The sequence below is a fragment of the Streptomyces aurantiogriseus genome (assembly GCF_014649375.1).
Lineage (GTDB): Bacteria > Actinomycetota > Actinomycetes > Streptomycetales > Streptomycetaceae > Streptomyces > Streptomyces aurantiogriseus.
Genome location: NZ_BMSX01000003.1, coordinates 358,178 through 376,606 on the forward strand (window position 1 = coordinate 358,178; position 18,429 = coordinate 376,606).

Annotated in this window: 17 protein-coding genes; 9 read left to right on the plus strand and 8 right to left on the minus strand. The window is 71.5% G+C overall.

Features of this window, described 5'->3' with window-relative positions; all coding sequences use genetic code 11:
• Nucleotides 1–65: 65 nt before the first annotated feature.
• Both IE263_RS08200 and IE263_RS08205 read right to left on the minus strand, forming a co-directional pair.
• Nucleotides 66–854, minus strand: a complete 789-nt coding sequence (locus tag IE263_RS08200) for a hypothetical protein (RefSeq protein ID WP_189933813.1) — start codon at nt 852–854, stop codon at nt 66–68.
• A 42-nt stretch (nt 855–896) separates the two neighbouring features.
• Nucleotides 897–1,208 carry an LPXTG cell wall anchor domain-containing protein gene (locus tag IE263_RS08205; RefSeq protein ID WP_189933815.1) on the minus strand — a complete coding sequence of 104 codons (312 nt, stop codon included), beginning with the start codon at nt 1,206–1,208 and terminating at the stop codon, nt 897–899.
• A 109-nt stretch (nt 1,209–1,317) separates the two neighbouring features.
• Here IE263_RS08205 and IE263_RS08210 point away from each other — a divergent pair, with 109 nt between their 5' ends.
• From IE263_RS08210 to IE263_RS08230, 5 genes are all read left to right on the plus strand, one after another.
• Nucleotides 1,318–1,686 (plus strand): hypothetical protein, encoded by a 369-nt coding sequence (locus IE263_RS08210; protein WP_229910850.1) that lies wholly within the window; start codon nt 1,318–1,320, stop codon nt 1,684–1,686.
• 238 nt (nt 1,687–1,924) lie between these two features.
• Nucleotides 1,925–3,187, plus strand: coding sequence for a L,D-transpeptidase (locus IE263_RS08215; protein WP_189933819.1), 1,263 nt, complete (start codon nt 1,925–1,927; stop codon nt 3,185–3,187).
• Nucleotides 3,188–3,331: 144 nt separating this feature from the next.
• Nucleotides 3,332–4,795: an ABC transporter permease gene (locus IE263_RS08220; protein WP_189933821.1), complete on the plus strand. Its 1,464-nt coding sequence runs from the start codon at nt 3,332–3,334 to the stop codon at nt 4,793–4,795.
• A 46-nt stretch (nt 4,796–4,841) separates the two neighbouring features.
• Nucleotides 4,842–5,525 carry an ABC transporter ATP-binding protein gene (locus IE263_RS08225; protein WP_189933823.1) on the plus strand — a complete coding sequence of 228 codons (684 nt, stop codon included), beginning with the start codon at nt 4,842–4,844 and terminating at the stop codon, nt 5,523–5,525.
• 124 nt (nt 5,526–5,649) lie between these two features.
• Complete coding sequence (locus tag IE263_RS08230) at nt 5,650–8,964, plus strand: S8 family peptidase (RefSeq protein WP_189933825.1); 3,315 nt, start codon at nt 5,650–5,652, stop codon at nt 8,962–8,964.
• 312 nt (nt 8,965–9,276) lie between these two features.
• Here IE263_RS08230 and pdxR read toward each other — a convergent pair whose 3' ends face one another.
• The 3 genes from pdxR to IE263_RS08245 are packed head-to-tail and all read right to left on the minus strand — an operon-like array spanning nt 9,277 to nt 12,103.
• Entirely contained in the window at nt 9,277–10,767 is a 1,491-nt protein-coding gene (gene pdxR / locus IE263_RS08235; protein WP_189934325.1) for a MocR-like pyridoxine biosynthesis transcription factor PdxR, read from the minus strand.
• An 11-nt stretch (nt 10,768–10,778) separates the two neighbouring features.
• Nucleotides 10,779–11,498, minus strand: a complete 720-nt coding sequence (locus IE263_RS08240) for a B3/B4 domain-containing protein (RefSeq protein WP_189933827.1) — start codon at nt 11,496–11,498, stop codon at nt 10,779–10,781.
• Between the two features lie 2 nt (nt 11,499–11,500).
• Nucleotides 11,501–12,103, minus strand: coding sequence for a LysE family translocator (locus tag IE263_RS08245; protein WP_189933829.1), 603 nt, complete (start codon nt 12,101–12,103; stop codon nt 11,501–11,503).
• Nucleotides 12,104–12,279: 176 nt separating this feature from the next.
• Between IE263_RS08245 and IE263_RS08250 the strand changes: the two genes are divergently transcribed.
• Nucleotides 12,280–13,071 (plus strand): group II truncated hemoglobin, encoded by a 792-nt coding sequence (locus tag IE263_RS08250; protein ID WP_189933831.1) that lies wholly within the window; start codon nt 12,280–12,282, stop codon nt 13,069–13,071.
• Nucleotides 13,072–13,185: 114 nt separating this feature from the next.
• Here IE263_RS08250 and IE263_RS08255 read toward each other — a convergent pair whose 3' ends face one another.
• Together IE263_RS08255 and IE263_RS08260 are read right to left on the minus strand one after the other, a co-directional pair.
• A complete protein-coding gene (locus tag IE263_RS08255; RefSeq protein ID WP_189933833.1) occupies nt 13,186–13,566 on the minus strand; it encodes a VOC family protein in 381 nt (126 codons plus the stop codon).
• Nucleotides 13,563–14,201 carry a TetR/AcrR family transcriptional regulator gene (locus tag IE263_RS08260; protein WP_229910851.1) on the minus strand — a complete coding sequence of 213 codons (639 nt, stop codon included), beginning with the start codon at nt 14,199–14,201 and terminating at the stop codon, nt 13,563–13,565. The genes IE263_RS08255 and IE263_RS08260 overlap by 4 nt, the downstream gene beginning before the upstream one ends.
• Nucleotides 14,202–14,593: 392 nt before the next feature.
• On the opposite strand from IE263_RS08260, the gene IE263_RS08265 reads away from it, so the two are divergent.
• Complete coding sequence (locus IE263_RS08265; protein ID WP_189933835.1) at nt 14,594–15,751, plus strand: hypothetical protein; 1,158 nt, start codon at nt 14,594–14,596, stop codon at nt 15,749–15,751.
• A gap of 138 nt (nt 15,752–15,889) precedes the next feature.
• Nucleotides 15,890–16,651 carry a cyanophycinase gene (locus IE263_RS08270; RefSeq protein WP_229910852.1) on the plus strand — a complete coding sequence of 254 codons (762 nt, stop codon included), beginning with the start codon at nt 15,890–15,892 and terminating at the stop codon, nt 16,649–16,651.
• A 39-nt stretch (nt 16,652–16,690) separates the two neighbouring features.
• Here IE263_RS08270 and IE263_RS08275 read toward each other — a convergent pair whose 3' ends face one another.
• Nucleotides 16,691–17,083 (minus strand): VOC family protein, encoded by a 393-nt coding sequence (locus IE263_RS08275; RefSeq protein ID WP_189933837.1) that lies wholly within the window; start codon nt 17,081–17,083, stop codon nt 16,691–16,693.
• A 218-nt stretch (nt 17,084–17,301) separates the two neighbouring features.
• Here IE263_RS08275 and IE263_RS08280 point away from each other — a divergent pair, with 218 nt between their 5' ends.
• Nucleotides 17,302–18,345, plus strand: coding sequence for a FecCD family ABC transporter permease (locus IE263_RS08280; RefSeq protein WP_189933839.1), 1,044 nt, complete (start codon nt 17,302–17,304; stop codon nt 18,343–18,345).
• The last annotated feature ends 84 nt before the right edge of the window (nt 18,346–18,429 follow it).

Below are 18,429 nucleotides of genomic sequence, written 5' to 3' on the forward strand. Positions count from 1 at the left end.
GGGCCCTGCCGTACGCGGTCGTACGGCAGGGCCCCGAGGCAGTGACTGGGGTGCTCGAGCGAGGGCTACTTGAGCTTGGCGACCTGCGCCTGGACCACGGCAGCAGGGATCTCGGTCGCGTCGCCGGAGGCGAGCGCGGCGAAGTTCACCGTGTAGAACGTGGCGATGGTGTTGCCCTTGCGGATCACCTCGGTGTGGAAGGTGGCCGTGCCCTCGCCGTCCATGTCGACGTCCTCGGCGAACGCGATCGCCTCGTCACCGCCCCCGGTGCCCTTCTCCGAGGTGACCTTGGTGACCTTGGAGTTCTCGCCCGCGGCGGCCAGGCCGTACCCGCCGGCACAGGCCGTCACACCGTCGGACACGGCCTTCATGGCCTTCTCGGCACCGTCGCCCGCGTACGAGGAGAGGCCCACGAACGTCATGTCGATGTTGAAGGCGTCCGCGAGGTCCTCCGGGGAGGTGGTGGCGGTCGACGCCTTGTCCTCCGCGACGGAGTTGCTGGCGTTCGCGTCCGTGTCGCCCGGGGCGAGAGCGGCCGTGGCCCAGGCCAGCGGGTCGCACGCCGCCTTGTCGGTCTTCACCTCGGTCTTGGACTTCGGGAGCGTGTCGTCGCCCGAAGTGACCTTGTAGCCCTTGACCTCGCCCTGCGCGAGCAGCAGCTTCTCCAGCTCGGCCGAGGTCAGCGCGGCGGCGGCCGGTGCCGACGACGACGCGGAGGAACCGGCCCCCGAACCGGAACCCTTGGACCCCTTGTCCTTCTTCGACCCGTCGCTCGAACAACCGGTGATGAGGGCGAGCGAGAGAGTGCTCACCACGGTCACGGCGCACAGCCGCGCCCCCCAAGATCTCTTCATGGGCGGACTATGAAGGGTGGGTCAAGTAAGCGTCAAATCAATTCACATACCGAGGCGTTCCCGGCGAACGGAATACACCACGAACCCCGCACCCAGGGCGAGCAGCGTGGTTCCGCCGATCACGTACGGGGTGGTGTCGAAGCTTCCGGTGTCGGCGAGGCGGACGCCGTCGGCGCCGGCCGGGCTGTCCTCGGTGCTCGTGTTCGCGGCCCGCGCCTGAGTCGTGGCCTGCGGCGTCGCGTCCGCTCTCGCCGGGGCGTCCTGCGACGCGTTGGCGTTCGGTACGAACCACAGGGCGCCCAGCAGGGTCCCCGCGGCGGTGGCGGTCAGCAACGGACGGCGAGCGGATGACACGGAATATCGATCCCCTTGTGGCGCTGGCGAATTGGCCGTGTGGGCCGATGCTAATGAAAGGCGCGGGTCGCGGGAAAGTTGCGGGAGCCGAGAGCCGTACTCTCCGGGCATGAGCACTGAAGAGACATCCCGATATGTCCGGCTTCGTGTCGAGCTCGTCCTGGAGATCGAGAACGAGGACGCCGTGACCCAGGCCGCCCTGCGGCGGATCGCGGCGGACCCCGGGACGCCGGAGAGCGAGCGGGCGCACGCCGAGAGCGCTGTGACGGAAGACACCGCCGAGGCCCTCGCCCATCTCGTCGACCCGTTCGACCTGGTCAGCGAGGTCCCGGGCGTCGAACTCCAGCAGGCCTCCTGGTCGAGTGAGCCGATCGACTACGACCCGGACTCGCCCGACTGGGACTTCGACGAGGATGATGGGGACGAGGACGACGAGGCGGACGGCGAAGAGGGCGGCCGCACGGGCGGCATCCGCTGAGCGTCTTGGGGAATTCGTGACCCCGGGCGGCAACCGCGGCCCGGGGTTTCGTCGTCTCAAGGGGCGCACTGACCGACACCCGCGCCACGGGTCCCGGTGGACCCTTCTGCCTCCGGCGGTATCCACCGCCTGCGGACGTGGCGTGGCCCACACATTGGGAAGATGTGGAACGGGACGAACCGGTCGTAGCGTTGATGTTCTTTGACGGGGACTCTCGGGGTTTCGGGAATCGGCAACGATGGAGAAGCGTGTGATGACGAACAGTAGGCGGCGCAAGGGTCTGAGGGCCGCGTCCGCACTGCTCGGCAGTGTTCTGTTGCTCTCTGCGTGTTCCGGCGGCAGCAGTGCCTCCGACGGCGGAGGCGGCAGCTCCTCGCAGGCCAAGGCCGACGAGGCGGCGGCCCAGAAGGCCTCCGAGGCTCAGATCAAGATCACGCCCGCGGACGGTTCGGACAACGCCTCCATCAACAACTCGGCGGCCGTCACGGTGAGCAAGGGCACGCTCACCCAGGTGACGATGACCACCGCCGACGGCACCGCCGTCGAGGGCGAGCTCTCCGCCGACAAGACCAGCTGGAAGCCCAGCGTCCAGCTCGAGCGCTCCACCACCTACAAGCTCGCGGCGACCGCGAAGGACTCCAAGGGGCTCGAGGCCCACGAGAACGCGTCCTTCACCACGGTCTCCCCGGACAACAGCTTCATAGGCAACTTCACGCCCGAGGACGGCTCCACCGTCGGCGTGGGCATGCCGGTGTCGATCAACTTCAACAAGGAGATCACCAACAAGGCCGCCGTCCAGAAGGGCATCACGGTCACCTCCAGCAGCGGGCAGGAGGTCGTCTGCCACTGGTTCAACACCCAGCGCATGGACTGCCGCCCCGAGGACTACTGGCAGGAGAACTCCACCGTCACGCTGAAGCTCGCGCTCGACGGCGTCGAGGGCGCCGAAGGCGTCTTCGGCGTCCAGCAGAAGACGGTCACCTTCAAGATCGGCCGTAACCAGGTCACGACCGTCGACGCGAAGACCAAGCAGATGAAGGTCACGCAGGACGGCAAGACCATCCGGACGATCCCGATCTCCGCCGGCTCGCCCGACAACAAGACGTACGAGGGCCAGATGGTGATCTCCGAGAAGTTCAAGGAGACCCGGATGAACGGCGCGACGGTCGGCTTCACCGACGACGACGGCAAGGGCGAGTACGACATCAAGGACGTGCCGCACGCCATGCGCCTGACCACCTCCGGCACCTTCGTGCACGGCAACTACTGGGGCGCGAAGTCCATCTTCGGCTCGGTGAACACCAGCCACGGCTGCGTCGGCCTGTCCGACACCAAGGGCGCCAACGACCCGAACACGCCGGGTGCCTGGTTCTACGACAACTCGATCGTCGGTGACGTGGTGGTCGTCCAGAACACCGGTGACAAGACGGTCTCGCCGGACAACGGCCTCAACGGCTGGAACATGGACTGGGCGCAGTGGAAGGCGGGTTCGGCCGTCTGACGGCCCTCCTGACAGCCCGGTCACAGCTTTCCGATGCCGCCCCCAGGGGCGGCATCGGTGTTTTCCGGGCCGGGCACAGCCTTCTCATCGATCTCTTATCGGCGCCTTATCCCTTCATCACGCTCCGTACCTAGCTTGCGGCGCATGTTCTTCACCTACCTGAGGCGCGAACTGCGCCGCCGCAGAAAGGCGGCCCTCGTCGTCGCCTCCGGCCTCGCGCTGGGCATCGCGCTGGTCATCGTGGTCACCTCCGTGTCCTCCGGCATGGGGAAGGCCCAGGACAAGGTCCTGCAGTCCCTGTACGGACTGGGTACGGACATGACGGTCACCAAGGCCGCCTCGCCCACCGCGAACCCCTCCGAGCGGCCGCGCTTCCAGTTCGACGCGCAGGAGAACGACTCCGACGAGGAGCAGAGCAGCGACCGCGTGATGGTCCAGGGCTTCCAGACCCTGTCGGCCTCGACCGTCACCAAGGTCGGCAAGCAGAGCGGGGTCGCGGACGCGGTCGGCGGGCTGAGCCTCCAGGTCGTCAAGGTCAGCGGGCAGTTCACCCGCGGCCAGGTCCAGCAGAACGGCAACGGCGGCCAGCAGGGCGGTCCGGGCGGCGCCGGTGGCGGGAGCGGCCAGCCGCAGGGTGAAGTGCAGGGCGGCGGCGCGAACTTCGACGTCAACAACTACTCCGTCTACGGCACCGACGTCACCGAGCCCGCGCTCGGTCCGCTGACCTCCTCCAAGATCACCAGCGGTCGTACGTTCAAGTCCACGGAGACCGACGCCAAGGTCGCCGTGGTCGACTCGGCGTACGCCAAGGAGAAGAAGCTCAAGGTCGGCTCCACCGTCACCATCAAGAGCGTCAAGTTCAGCGTGATCGGCATCGCCACCGCCGACAGCGGTGACTCCGCCGCCAACGTGTACATCCCGCTGACGCAGGCGCAGACGCTCAGCGACTCCAAGGACAAGGTCACCACGATCTACGTCCAGGCGACCGACTCCCAGAAGATCGACAGCGTCAAGTCGGCGATCCAGAAGAACGTCTCGGGGACGACGGTGACGACGTCGGCCGACCTCGCGGACACGGTGTCCGGTTCCCTGTCGACGGCGTCCTCGCTCGCCACCAGTGTCGGCAAGTGGCTGTCCATCGCGGTGCTGATCGCCGCGTTCCTCGTCGCCGGGCTGCTCACCTCCTCCGCGGTGTCGCGGCGGGTGCGGGAGTTCGGCACGTTGAAGGCGCTCGGGTGGAAGTCCGGGCGGGTCACCCGCCAGGTGGTCGGTGAGGCCATGGTCAACGGGCTGCTGGGTGGAGCGCTGGGCATCGCGTTCGGTCTGGCGGGGGCGTATGTCGTGACGGCGATCAGCCCCACGCTGCAGGCGCAGCTGGGCGGCGGTGGTGGTGGCGGCCAGGGTGGCCCCGGCGGCGGGGGCTTCGGCGGGCCCGGGCGGCAGGCGGCCGCGAAGACGCTGGACGTCGCGCTGACCGCTCCCGTGACGGTGACGACCGTGGCGATGGCCGTCGGCCTCGCCGTGGCAGGTGGGTTGATCGCGGGGGCGTTCGGTGGCTGGCGGGCTTCCCGACTGCGGCCGGCGGACGCGCTGAGGCGCGTCGAGTGACCGACGCCGACACCCCGAATCCCTCACCCCACCCAGGAGTTGACCCATGTACGAACTCAGAAACGTCACCAGGCGCTACACCCGCGGCAAGGAGACCGTCCATGCCCTCGACGGCGTCGATCTGACCATCCCGGACGGGGACCGGCTCGTCATTCAGGGCCCCACCGGCGGCGGCAAGTCCACCCTGCTGCAGATGCTCGGCGGGCTCGACCGGCCCTCCGAAGGTGAGGTCGTTCTCGACGGCGTCGATCTGGCCAGGCTGTCCGAGGCCAAGTTGACGCAGGTGCGCAGTGAGAACATCGGCTTCGTCTTCCAGGCCTTCAACCTCATCCCGACGCTCACCGCGCAGGAGAACGTGGAGACCGCTCTCGTCCCCCTCGGTGTGAAGGCGAAGGAGCGGCGCGAACGGGCCGCCGAGGCGCTGACGTCCGTAGGTCTCGGCGAGCGGCTCGGGCATCTGCCCAGTGAGATGTCCGGAGGCCAGCAGCAGCGCGTGGCCATCGCCCGCGCGCTGGTGAAGCGGCCGAAGGTGCTGCTCGCCGACGAGCCCACCGGCAACCTCGACGAGTCCATGCGCGACGAGATCATGGACGTGCTCGAGACGCTGTGGAAGGAGCACGGGCTGACCTTCATCATGGTCACCCACGACTCCTCGATCGCGAAGAAGGCCCCGCGGCTGGCGACGATTCGCAAGGGCAAGATCACGGTGAAGGAGAACGTCGTCTCCTGACGTACTCGTGACGTATTGAGCCGCCCCGCACCCCCCGGCATACTGCCTGTTCCGGGGGGTTTGCGCGTGCGTGCGTACGGACCGCCGCCCGGGGGTTCCGCAAGGGGGGAACGTGCGTTCACAAATGAAAAGGGCATGCGCGGCAGCGGTGGCCACGGTGGCCGCCGTCGCGCTCGCCGCGGGCTCGACCGGCCCGGCGGCGGCCGATGCGGTCGCGAAGCCCGGGGCCGGTGGCGTCCCGGCGCAGACCTCGTTGAAGGCGCCGCACCGGATCACGCTGATCACCGGTGACCGGGTCGCCGTCGACGCCGGGGGACGGGTCGTCGCTCTGGAGCGGGCCGAGGGGCGCGGGCACATACCCGTGCAGATCCGCAAGGTGGACGGGCACACGCTGGTCGTGCCGGCCGACGCGGCCGGGCTGATTGCCGCCGGCAAGCTCGACCGGCGCCTCTTCGACATCACCGAGCTGAACACGTCCGCGACCCGCAAGGCGCAGAAGGACGGCCTGAAGGTCATCGTCGGCTATCGGGGCGCCGCCACCGCCGCCAGGGCCGACGTCCGGGACGCGGGCACCCTGCGCCGGACGCTGAAGTCGCTGAACGCGGACGCGGTGCAGACGCCGCAGCAGGACACCCCCGAGCTGTGGGACGCGGTCACCGACGGCGACGAGACGGCCGCCGGTATCGCGCACATCTGGCTCGACGGCGTCCGCCGGGCCAGCCTGGACACCTCCGTCGCGCAGATCGGCGCCCCCCGGGCATGGGCGTCCGGCTACGACGGCACCGGCGTGAAGATCGCCGTCCTGGACACCGGCATCGACGCGACCCACCCGGACCTCAAGGACCAGGTGATCGCCGCCAGGAACTTCTCCACGGCCACCGGCACCGACGACCGCTTCGGCCACGGCACGCACGTGGCGTCCGTCGCCGCCGGTTCGGGCGTCAAGTCCGGGGGGAAGTACAAGGGCGTCGCGCCCGGCGCCAAGCTCCTCAACGCCAAGGTCCTCGACGACAGCGGCTTCGGCGACGACTCCTCGATCATCGCCGGCATGGACTGGGCGGCCGAGCAGGGCGCCGACATCGTCAACCTCAGCCTCGGCGGACCGGACACCCCGCAGCTCGACCCGATGGAGGCGGAGGTGAACAAGCTGTCCGCCGAGAAGGGCATCCTGTTCGCCATCGCCGCGGGCAACGCCGGCCCGCAGACAGTTGGTTCGCCCGGCAGCGCCGACGCGGCCCTCACCGTCGGCGCCGTCGACGGCAAGGACAAGCTCGCCCCCTGGTCCAGCACAGGCCCGCGCGTCGGTGACGGCGCGATCAAGCCGGACGTCACCGCACCCGGCGTCGACATCACGGCCGCCTCCGCCGCGGGCAGCGTCATCGCGAAGGAGGAGGGCGAGAAACCCGCGGGCTACGTCACCCTCTCCGGTACGTCGATGGCGACCCCGCATGTCGCGGGCGCGGCGGCGCTGTTGAAGCAGCAGCACCCCCGGTGGACGTCCGCCGAACTCAAGGGCGCGCTGACCGCCTCCGCCCAGGGCGGCGCGTACACGCCGTTCCAGCAGGGTGCGGGCCGGATCCAGGTGGACAAGGCCGTCCGGCAGACCGTGATCGCGGAGCCGGTGTCGCTGGGCTTCGGGGTGCAGCAGTGGCCGCACACCGACGACAAGCCGGACACCAAGCCGCTGACCTACCGCAACCTCGGCACGCAGGACGTCACGCTGACGCTCTCCGTGACCGCCACCAACCCCAAGGGGCAGGCGGCCCCGGCCGGCTTCTTCAAGCTCGGCGCGACGAAGGTGACCGTCCCGGCCGGGGGCAGGGCGTCCGTCGGCGTCACCGTCGACACCAGGCTCGGCGGCACCCTCGACGGCGGGTACGCGGCGTACGTGACGGCGACCGGGGGTGGCCAGAGCGTCCGTACGGCCGCGGCCGTCCAGCGCGAGGTGCAGTCGTACGACGTCACGCTCAAGCACATCGGGCGGGACGGCAAGCCGGCCGGCGGCTACGACACCGCGCTGCTCGGCTACACCGGTCTGGCCACCGACCGTGGCTACCAGGCCCCGGTCGCCGCGTCCGGCACGACGACCCTGCGCCTGCCGAAGGGCACGTACCTGCTGGACGCCTGGATCGCGGCGGACCTCGTCGACTTCAAGGGCGGCGTCGACTGGCTGGTCCAGCCGCAGCTGAGCGTCACGAAGAACATGACGGTGACGATCGACGCCCGCAGGACGAGGGCGGCGGACATCAGGGTCCCGGACGCCGGGGCCAAGCCCCTGTCCGCGACGATCAGCTACGTCTACGACACCGCGGGCGTCGGCGTCGGCCTGAGCCTCGACTCCTTCGCCGGCCTGCGCATGGCCCACCTGGGCCCGCAGGTGAGCGGTCTGACGCAGTCCTGGAGCGGCCAGTGGGCCAAGGGCGCGGACGCCGAGTACGACGTGGCGACGGCGGCGTCGGTCCGGGCGGTCCAGGGCGCGAAGGTCCGCCACTTCAAGAAGGCCGAGCTGGCGACGGTGACGAACAGCCTCGGCGCGTCGGTGCCGGGCAAGACCGGCGCCCTGACCGTCTGGGGCGAGCTCCCCGAGGACAGCGTCCTGGGCATGCCGGTCGTGCAGAAGCTGCCGCGCACCCGCACGCTGTACCTCTCCACGTCCGACGCGGCCCGCTGGACGCTCGACTTCGAGCAGTACGGCAACGCCAAGGACCCGGAGGGCCGCCCGATCCCCGACGCGTACTACACGCTCGGCGAACCGCGCGCCTACCAGGGCGGCAAGACGTACCGGAACACCTTCAACAGGGCGGTCTTCGGACCGCGGGTGAGCAGCGAGTTCGGTCTGTTCCGCGAGGGCAACAGCATCTACGGCTATCTGCCCCTGTTCGCCGACTCGGCCGGTCACGCGGGCTCGTCCGACTTCACCTCGGTGGCCACGACCCTGTACCGCAACGGCACCAAGGTAGGCACCATCGAGGACCCGCTGTTCGGCGAGAAGGCGTTCAAGGTGCCGGCCGGTGACGCCGAGTACCGGCTGACGACGTCGGTCCGGCGCGCCTCCGACGTGGCGGCCGTGTCCTCGCGGATCGACGCGAGCTGGACCTTCCGCTCCCAGCGCCCGCCCCGCGACACCGTGGCCCAGCTGCCCGCCTCCACGGTCCGCTTCGGCGCGGCCACGGCCGCCGACAGCCGGGCGCCCGTCCTGCGCCCGGTGACCGTCCCGGTCACCGTCGAGGGCCCGGCCCGCGGCAACCAGCTCCGCTCGCTGGCGGTCTGGGTCTCCTACGACCAGGGCAGGACGTGGAAAGCCACGCCGGTCGTGAAGGGCCGAATCCTGGTCAGGAACCCGGCACATGGGCAGAGCATCTCCTTCCGAGCCGAGGTCGTCGCCAAGAACGGGAACAAGGGGACGGTGTCGATCTACGACGCGTACTTCGGCAAGTAGGACGCGACACGGCACGCAGGCCGCGTCCACGGCCCGTGAGCGGCCGTCGGCGAGTCAACCGGCCCGGCCCCGGCCTCGGTGAGGCCGCGGCCGGGCCGGCGTGTGTCCGGCCGGTATGTGTCGGGGCCGTGTGGGTCGGGTCGGCGTGGCGGTGGGGCCGTGTGGGTCGGGTCGGGTTGGCGCGGTGGCGGGGCCGTGTGGGTCGGGGCGGCGTGGCAGTGGGGTTGCGCCGGTCGGGTCGACGCGGCGGTCGGGGTTGCGCCGGTCGGGCCGGCGCGGCGGTCGGGGCGGCGCGGGTCGGCTCGGTGTGTGTCAGGTCAGTGCGCGCAGTGCCTCGCCGAGTGCGGCCACCCCTTCGGGGATGACGCCGGCCGGGGTGGCCGCGTAGCCGAGGACGAGGCCGGGGCGGCCGGGGAGTTGCCGGTGCCAGGACAGGGGCTGGCACTTCACGCCCCGGGCGAGCGCGGCGGCGGCCAGTTCGGTGTCCGGCACGTCCGGCGCGTAGGTGACCGTGAGATGCAGGCCGGCCGCCGCGCCGTGCACCACCGCGCCCGGCAGATGGCCGGCGAGGGCGTGGATCATCGCGTCACGGCGGCGCCGGTGACGGCCGCGCAGCATCCGCAGATGCCGCTCCAGGCCGCCGGACTCCATCAGCCGGGCGAGGACGAGTTGCGGCAGCACCGCGTTGCCGAGGTCGGTGAAGCGTTTCGCGTCGACCAGCGCGTCCCGGTGGCGGCGCGGCGGTACCACCCAGCCGATCCGCAGCGCGGGCGCGAGCAGTTTGGACACGCTGCCCAGGTAGCAGACCCGGTCGTCGAGGAGGGCGCGCAGCGCGGGCACCGGCGGCCGGTCGTAGCGGTGTTCGGCGTCGTAGTCGTCCTCGATGATCAGGCCGCCGTCCGCCGCCCAGCGCAGCAGCTCCCGGCGGCGCTCGCCGCTGGTCACCACGCCGGTGGGGAACTGGTGGGCGGGCGTGAGCAGCACCGCGCGGGCGCCGGTGGCGCGCAGCGCGTCGACGCGTACGCCGTCCTCGTCGACCGGCACCGGCGGGGTGGCGAGGCCGCCGTTCTCCAGGTGCTGGCGGGTGCCGAGCGAGCCGGGTTCCTCGACGGCGACGGCGCCGATACCGTCGGACCGCAGGACGGGGTGCAGCAGCGTGAGGGCCTGTGCGGTGCCGGCGACGACGAGGATCTCGTCCGGCTCCACCCGGATGCCCCGGCCGCGCGCCAGCCAGCCGGCGAGGGCGCGGCGCAGCTCCGGGGCGCCGTGCGGGTCGCCGTAGCCGAGGTGCTCGGCGGACAGCCCGGAGAGCACGGCCCGTTCCGCGCGCAGCCAGGCCGAGCGGGGGAACGCGGTGAGGTCGGGCCGGCCGGGCGTGAAGTCGATGCGGGCGGGGGCGGCGCGCAGCGCGTCGAAGACGTCGGCTCCCGGCCGGCCGAGGAACAGCGCGCCCGTCACGGCAGGGCCCCTGGTGGCCGTCACCCGCGGCGCGGCGGAGGAGACCGCGACCACGACCGTTCCGCCACGCCGGCGCCCCTCGACATGGCCGTCCTCGGTCAGCCGCCGGTACGCCTCGGCGACCACCCCGCGGGAGACGCGCAGTTCGGCGGCGAGCACCCGGGTCGGCGGCAGCCTGCTGCCCACCGTCAGCCGGCCGTCGGCCATCGCCCGCCGCAGCTGCCGGACCAGCCAGTCCGCCTTGCCGCCGGGCGGCGCTTCATCGGCGTCGAGCTGCAGGAAGTCCGAGCCGTGGGCCGGGGATCCGGCATCCGCCGCCTGTTCCCTCTCGGTCACCCCGCCCATGCTGTCACGGGTCACCCGGGCCCCTGTCCGCCGTCCGGGTAGACGAACTCCGGCGTGGCGGGGGAGAGGACGGCGGTCACGGGCTGGGCCGGCCAGTGCGCGGCCAGCTCCTCGGCGACGGTCTTCAACAGCTCCGGTACCGCCTGCTCACCGCCGTCGTGCAGGGCCTCCGCCACCACGAGGATCCGGCGGGTGTCCGCGCCGACCGCGGAGTGGCCGCTCTGCCGGTTGGTCCAGCGGCGGGCATGGGAGCGTCCGGCCGAGTCGGCGAAGATCACCTCGCCGGGCGCGGGATGCTCGACGCCTCCGCCGAAGGCCGTGTACTCCTCGTCGCCGCGGGCGTGGCGCACCTCCAGCAGCGGACCGGCGATGCGGTCGGCGTCGAGGGCCGCCACCGGGACGGCGTACGCGGCCGAGATCGCGTTGCACAGGTCGACCACCGGATGGATGCGCGGCAGGCTCCCCTCCTTGCGCAGCCGCCGCAGCAGCGACTCCGAGGCACACCGGTACTGCGTCGGCCGGAGCCCCATCCGGGCGAACGCCCGCCGCCAGGCCAGCACTTCGGGGAACCCGCTCTCGCTGCCACCCGCCAGCCGCTCCAGGGCGCGGGCGGTGTACTCGGCGACGCGCGGGCCGGCATCGGCGGTGGCGTCGACTCCGGTGGCGTACACGGTGCCGGCGGTGAGGCCGGGATGTTCGGAACGGATGGCGTCCGCGTGCCGGAACCGCATGCTCACGCCACCGCCAGCCGTGCGCTCAGGCCCACGAAGCAGATGGCGAACACCCGGCGGATCCCGGTCATCACCTGAGGCCGGGCCAGCAACCGGTCGCGCACGGCGGCGGCGCACCACCCGTAGGCGGCGAACACGACGAAGGTGAGCGCCATGAAGACGGCCCCGAGCCGCAGCATCGCGCCGACGGAGCCGGACTCCCCGGCCGGGACGAACTGCGGCAGGAAGGCGACGAAGAAGACCGTGAGCTTCGGATTGAGCAGGTTGACCAGCACCGCGGAGCCGATCACCCGGGCCGCGGACCGCTCCTCGGCCCCGTCGACGGCCAGCGCCTCCTTGTCGCGCAGCACGGCCCAGGCCATGTACAGCAGATAGCCGACCCCGAGGTACTTCACCGTCTCGTAGGCGATCGCGCTGGTGTGCAGCAGCGCGGCGAGGCCGGTGATCGTCGCCGCCAGGTGCGGCACGATGCCGAGGGTGCAGCCGAAGGCGGCGACCACGCTCGCCCGGCGGCCGTGGGACAGCCCGGCGGCGAGGGTGTACACCACCCCGGTGCCGGGAGTGACCGCCACGACCAGGGCGGTCAACAGGAACGCGATGCTCAAGGGAACCTCCGGGAAGCCCGACGTACGTGCCTGCCCTCACCCTGCCCGGGCCATGGCCCGCCCGACAGGGCCAAAGCGAGCGGCTTGCACAGGTCCAAAAGGTCTCTCGCTGAGCGCTGAGCGAACGCCGTGCCGGAGGGGCAGCCTCCGCCGCCTGTTCGTGCTTGCGTGATCCCATGACCGCCGAGACAGCCACGACAGCCAGCACAGTCATCGAGTACATCCGCTATCGCATCCCCGAAGAGCGCTCCGCGGAGCTCCTCGCCGCCTACACCCGCGCCGCACCCCACCTGGCGGCCTCACCCCACTGCGTCGACTACGAACTCGCCCGCTGCGAGGAGGACTTCGCGCACTTCATCCTGCGCATCACCTGGACGTCGACGGAGGACCACCTCCAGGGCTTCCGCACCTCCGATCTGTTCCCGGCCTTCCTCGCCGAGATCCGCCCCTACGTCGGTGACATCGAGGAGATGCGCCACTACAAGACCACGTCGGTGCACGGCCGGGGCTCCGCCGTGCCCACCCTGTACGAGTGGGCGGGCGGCGCCGAGGCCTTCTCCCGCCTGACGGAGGCCTTCTACGCCAAGGTGCTGGACGACGACCTCCTGGCCCCGGTCTTCGCGGGCCTCGCCCCCGAGCACGCCGCGCATGTCGCCCTCTGGCTCGCGGAGGTCTTCGGCGGCCCCGAGGCCTACTCCGCGACCCAGGGCGGCCACAGCCACATGGTCGCCAAGCACTTCGGCCGCGGTATCACCGAGCCCCAGCGCCGCCGCTGGGTCAACCTCATCCAGGACGCGGCGGACGAGGCCGGCCTCCCCACGGACGCGGAGTTCCGCTCGGCCTTCCTCGCGTACGTCGAGTGGGGCACCCGCCTCGCCGTGTACTTCTCGGGCCCGGACGCGAAGCCGCCGGCGGAACAGCCGGTGCCGAAGTGGGGATGGGGGATGGCGCCGCCGTACCAGGGGTGAGGGCGCGGCCGGCGATGAGGGCGCGACCAGGGATGACGGCGCGACAAGCGATGACGGCGCGACCAGGGATGACGGCGCGACCAGGGATGACGGCGAGGCTCACTCACCGGCGCGTCACCGGGGGGACATGACCTCGTACAGGTTGCCCGACGCGTCGGTGAAGTACAGTCCGCGGGCGCAGAGCGGGTGCTCGGTGCGGCGGTTGTCGGGCCGGCTCGGGTCGTCGCCGTAGGGGACGTCGAGGTCGTTCAGCCGGCCCAGGATGGCATCGAAGGTCTCCGGGTCGACGTCGAAGGCCAGGTGATGCCCCTCGGTCGTCGCCGGGTCCACCGCCATGAAGTCCAGCGTCAGCTGGTCGTTGACCCGCACGGGCGCGAAGTGCCCGCCGGCACCGTCCGGCGGCAGCTGTTCCAGCCCCATGACGGTGGCGAAGAAACGGGCGGCCGCCGTGTGATCGGCGGCCGGGACGATCGTGTGGTTGAGCGTGACGGTCATGTGTCCTCGTTCCTGTCGAGTACGCCGTGCAGGAAGACGTCGGTGAGTTCGGCCGGGGTCGGGGCGGACGCGCCGAGGGCGCCGCCCTGCAACTGGGCGAGGAGCGTGGCGAGGAAGATCGCGGCCACCTTGTCCAGAGGCAGCCGCAGGACGTCCCGGTCGGGTTCGAGCAGCTCGGTCACGGCCTCCGTCAGCGCCCGGACGGAGGTCTCCCGGGAGTCCGGCGCCGGCTGCCCACCCGCCTCACGCCCGCGCCGGCGCCCCGAGGCGTGCAGTGAGCCGACCACCGCGCCGATCCGGTCCAGATGAGCCCGCATCGCCTCGGCGACCTCGGCGAGCCGCTCCGCGAGGGGCAACTCGGTGGAGATCGAGGCGAGTTCACGCAGGACGGCCTCCGGGCTCACCGCCTCCTCCACACACGCGTCGAGAAGCTCGTCCTTGTCCGCGAACACCCGGAAGACGGTCGCCTCCCCGATCCCGGCGGCCCGCGCGATCCGCCCGGTCGTGACGGCGGCCCCGTACTCGGCGACGAGGGGAAGGGCGGCGGCGACGATCATCGCTCGGCGCTGGTCGGGGGTCATGCCGGGGGCGCGGCGGCGGGGGGTCGCCGACGGCTGGGGCGTGGGGTCTGGCATACGGCCACGATACGGAGTGAGTACTCACTCCGTAAAGAGGGACGGAGGAACTCTGGGATGAGGCGGGGCTCCGCCGGAACCTCAGCTGTCCCGGACGCAGCGCCTCCGGGGTGACATCGCGGGCCCGCGGCGCGTCTTCGGGGGTGACACCGCGGGCCCGCGACTCGTCTTCGGGGGGTGACACCGCGGGCCCGCGACGTGGAGGCGTCCGCGGCCACCGGCCGCCTCGCTGAGGTCTTCTGACGTCGCGTCGCTGAAGTCTTCTGACGTTGCGCCGAAGAGACCGGCGTTCACCCCCCTGGCTGCTCCCGGAGGGCGGGATTCCGCGCACTGGAGATCCTGATCGCAGCGGGGATCCAACCGGGCTTCCCCCACAGCACAAGGAGTCTGTCGTGCGATTCGCACCCACGGCGGGCGGCGCGCTCGCGGCCGCCGGACTGGCCCTCGGGCTCGCCACGATCCCCGCCCCCGCCCACGCCGCACCGATCACCTGTGACGAGGCAGCCCTCGTGGATGCCGTCGAAGCGGCCAATCTGGCGGGTGGCGGCACCATCGAGCTGGCCCCGGACTGTGTCTACTCCCTCGATACGGCCGAGCCACCCGTCGGTGCCAACGGACCGAACGGGCTACCGGTGATCACCGAGGCCATCACCATCAACGGCTCCAACTCCGTCATCGAACGCGCCACCGCGACCGGCACCCCGAAGTTCCGCCTCTTCGAGGTCGGCGGCACGGACGGCGAGCTCACCCTCAACAGGGTCACCCTGCGCAACGGCAACCCCACCGTCGACGGCAGCGAGGACGGCGGCGCCATCCTGGTCGACGCCGGCCGTGTCCTGGTCGTCAACAGCAGCGTCCTGAGCGGCAACACCGCTCAGGAGGGCGGCGCCGTCGCCTCCCTCACCGGCAGCAGCACCACGATCTCCAGCAGCATCATCAAGGACAACGTCGCCCTCTTCGGTGGCGGCGGCCTCTACAACCTCGGCGGCAGCCTCACGGTCGGCTCCAGTGTCGTGTCGGACAACAAGGCCCACCACGGCAGCGGCATTCACAATCTCGGCACCCTGATCCTGCAGTCCAGCGTCGTGCGGAACAACTCCGCCCCGGTCACGGGGGGCGCGGGCGGCGGTGTCTACAACACCGGCACCGCGACGATCAGCAGCAGCAGCGTGCAGACGAACACCGCCGGTATCGGCGGCGGCCTCTTCAACCTCACCGGCTCCACGACCGTCAACTCCAGCGCCATCAGCGGGAACACCGCGGCCGACGAAGGCGGCGGGATCCGCAACTACGCCACACTCAACCTCAACTCCACCAGCCTCGCGAACAACAAGGTCACCGCTGCAGGCTCCCGGGGCGGGGGGCTCTACAACGGCACGGGCACGGCGACCCTTACGCACACCTCTGTGAGGGGCAACAGCGCCGTGCTCGAAGCCGGCGGCATCTACGAGGACACCGGCGGCACGGTCGATCTGGTGACCAGCCCCGTCAACGGCAACAGCCCCAACAACTGCAGGCCCTCCGGAGCCGTCCCCGGCTGCGTCAACTGAAACGACCGGGCTGGGCGGCAGCGGACGCCGCGCGCCCAGCCCGGCAGGTTGGTCGGGCACGCGAAAAAGCCCCGGCGAAAGCGACCCGCTCATGAGTTACTGACTCGAACAGTCTGACCGACCAGGGGGGAAGCCCGCGTGCCCAGCCACGACAACGACAACCGCGGCAGTGATGTGTTCCTGATCGGCGGCGGGTGGGACGAGGCGGCCGCCGAGGCCGTCTTCGGGCCGTTCCTGCGGGCCGCTTCCGCGGCCGTGCCCCGCATCCTCTGCGTCCTCGTCGACGAGGGCAACGGTGCCAAGCAGTTCGCGCAGTACGACGCGCTGTTGCGGAAGGCCGGTGACTGTACGCCGGTGCCGTTGTTGCTGCCGATCGGGGAGCCGTTCGAACTCGGGGCCCTCACCGAGGACGTGGACGGGCTGTTCGTGTGCGGTGGGCTGACGCCGGCCTATCAGGAGGCGTTCGCGGGGTGCCGGGAGCCGCTGGCCGGGCTGCTCGCCGAGCGGGGTGTGCCGTACGCCGGTTTCTCCGCCGGCGCCGCCGTCGCGGCTCGGGACTCGGTGGTCGGGGGGTGGCTGTCGGACGGGGTCGCGGTGTGTCCGCCGGACACCGCGGAGGATCTGGAGGAGGTCGAGGTGCGGGCGGGGCTCGGGCTGGTGCCGTTCGGGGTGGATGTGCACGGGGCGCAGTGGGGGACGCTGCCGCGGCTGGTCGCCGTGGTGGCGGACGGGCGGCTCGCGCACGGGGTCGCCGTCGACGAGAACACCGTCGTGCGGGTCACGGGTGAGGGACGTGCCCATGTCGCCGGGCGGGGACGCGCCCACTCCGTGCGTCCCGCGCCGGGTGGCGGGGCCCTCGTGCGGTCCTACGGGCCGGGCGAGTCCTTCTCCGCCGTCTGAGGCCGGCGCGCGTCCCTCACCGGCGGGTGAGCGGCGCCCTCAGCCGTTGTCGTCTCCGCTGCCGTAGGGCCGCGTGAGGATCTCCAGGCGGTGGCCGTTCGGGTCGTCGAAGTACGCGCCGCGGCCGCCGTCGTTGTGGTTGATCTCGCCGGGGTGGTGGTGGAACGGATCGGCCCAGTAGGTGAGACCTGCCGCGCGGATGCGGTGGAAGATCGTGTCGAAGTCGTCCTCGGACACCAGGAACGCGTAGTGCTGCGGGGTGATCTCCCCCGCCGTTTCCATGAAGTCGAGGGTCACCCCGTTCGGGACCTCGACCGGGATGAAGGGACCGTACGGCGGGCTCACCTCCAGCCCGAGGACATCGGCGAGGAAGCGCGCCGAGGCACGCTTGTCGTGTGCGGCGACGATGGTGTGGTTCAACTGGACGGTCATCGCGGAACCCTCCTCGTCACCAAGATACTCCGGCACCAGTTAAGGTGAGGCTTGCCTAACTGGGGAATCGCAGTGTGTCGTGCGCACATTGAAGTGCGGCGAGTTGAGGCAGTCACCAGCCGCAGCCAGGCGTCGTGCCGCCGGGGCGGCACCCGTCCCGCACGAGGGCGGCACCCCGCGAGCGCCGGGCTGCGCCCCCCACCCCCCCGGCAGCGGCCATGGTTGCGCGTCCCGAAGGCGTCACCGTCCTCCGCCCTCGTCCGGACATCTCCCTCCTCCTCCACCGCCGTTCCGCCCTGGTCGCCGTTGCCCTTCTCGTCCTTCTCGCCGCGACCATGCTCACCGCCGCCTGCGTCGGGCAGACCTTCGTCCCGCCGGGTGAGGTGTGGCGGACCTTGCGCGGGGAGGCCGGGCCGTACGACCTGGTCGTCAACGAACTGCGGGTGCCGCGGATCGTCACCGGCGCCCTCGTCGGGGCCGCGCTCGGGCCGGCCGGGGCGCTGGTGCAGACCGTGACGCGGAATCCGTTGGCCAGTCCGGATGTGATCGGGGTGGGACACGGGGCCGCCGCGGCGACTGTGCTCGCGCTCGCCACGGGGGTGGTCAGGTCGCCGGGGGCGATGCCCCTCGTGTCCGTCGCGGGCGGGCTGGGCGCCGCTGCTCTCGTGTACCTGCTCGCCTGGCGGCGCGGGATGCAGCCCAACCGGTTCGTGCTCACCGGCGTCGGTATCGGTGTGGCGCTCTCCGCGGTCGTCCAGCTCTACGTCACCGACAGTGAGCTGGAGGCCGCCGAGCAGATCAAGCTGTGGCTGACCGGGAGCCTCAACGGGCGGGGCTGGGAGCAGGCCGGGCCCCTCGCGGTCGTCCTGATGCTCTCCCTGCCCGCGCTGGTGTGGGCGAGCCGGGCCGTACGGCCGTTGGGGCTCGACACGGACACCGCGGCCGCGCTCGGCGTACGGGTGGACCGGGTGCGGCTCGGTCTGACGGTCCTCGGGGTCGTCCTCGCCGCGACGGCGACCGGAGCGGCCGGGCCGATCGGCTTCGTCGCCCTCACCTCGCCCCAGCTGGCCCGCCGCCTCACCCGTACGCCCCACCTGCCGCTGCTCACCTCCGCGTTGACGGGAGCGGTCGTCCTGGTCACCGCCGATCTGGCCGCCCGTACGCTGCTGCCCCCGTTGGAGATCCCGGTCGGCGCGCTCACCGCGCTCGTCGGGGGGCCGTATCTGCTGTGGCTGCTGGGGCGGCGTACGGCGGCACACTGAGCATGCCGAGGGCCCCGGCGCGCTGCCGGGGCCCTCGGCAGGCCGTTGGGACGATCTTCAGCAGGTCATCCGGACGGCCTTCGA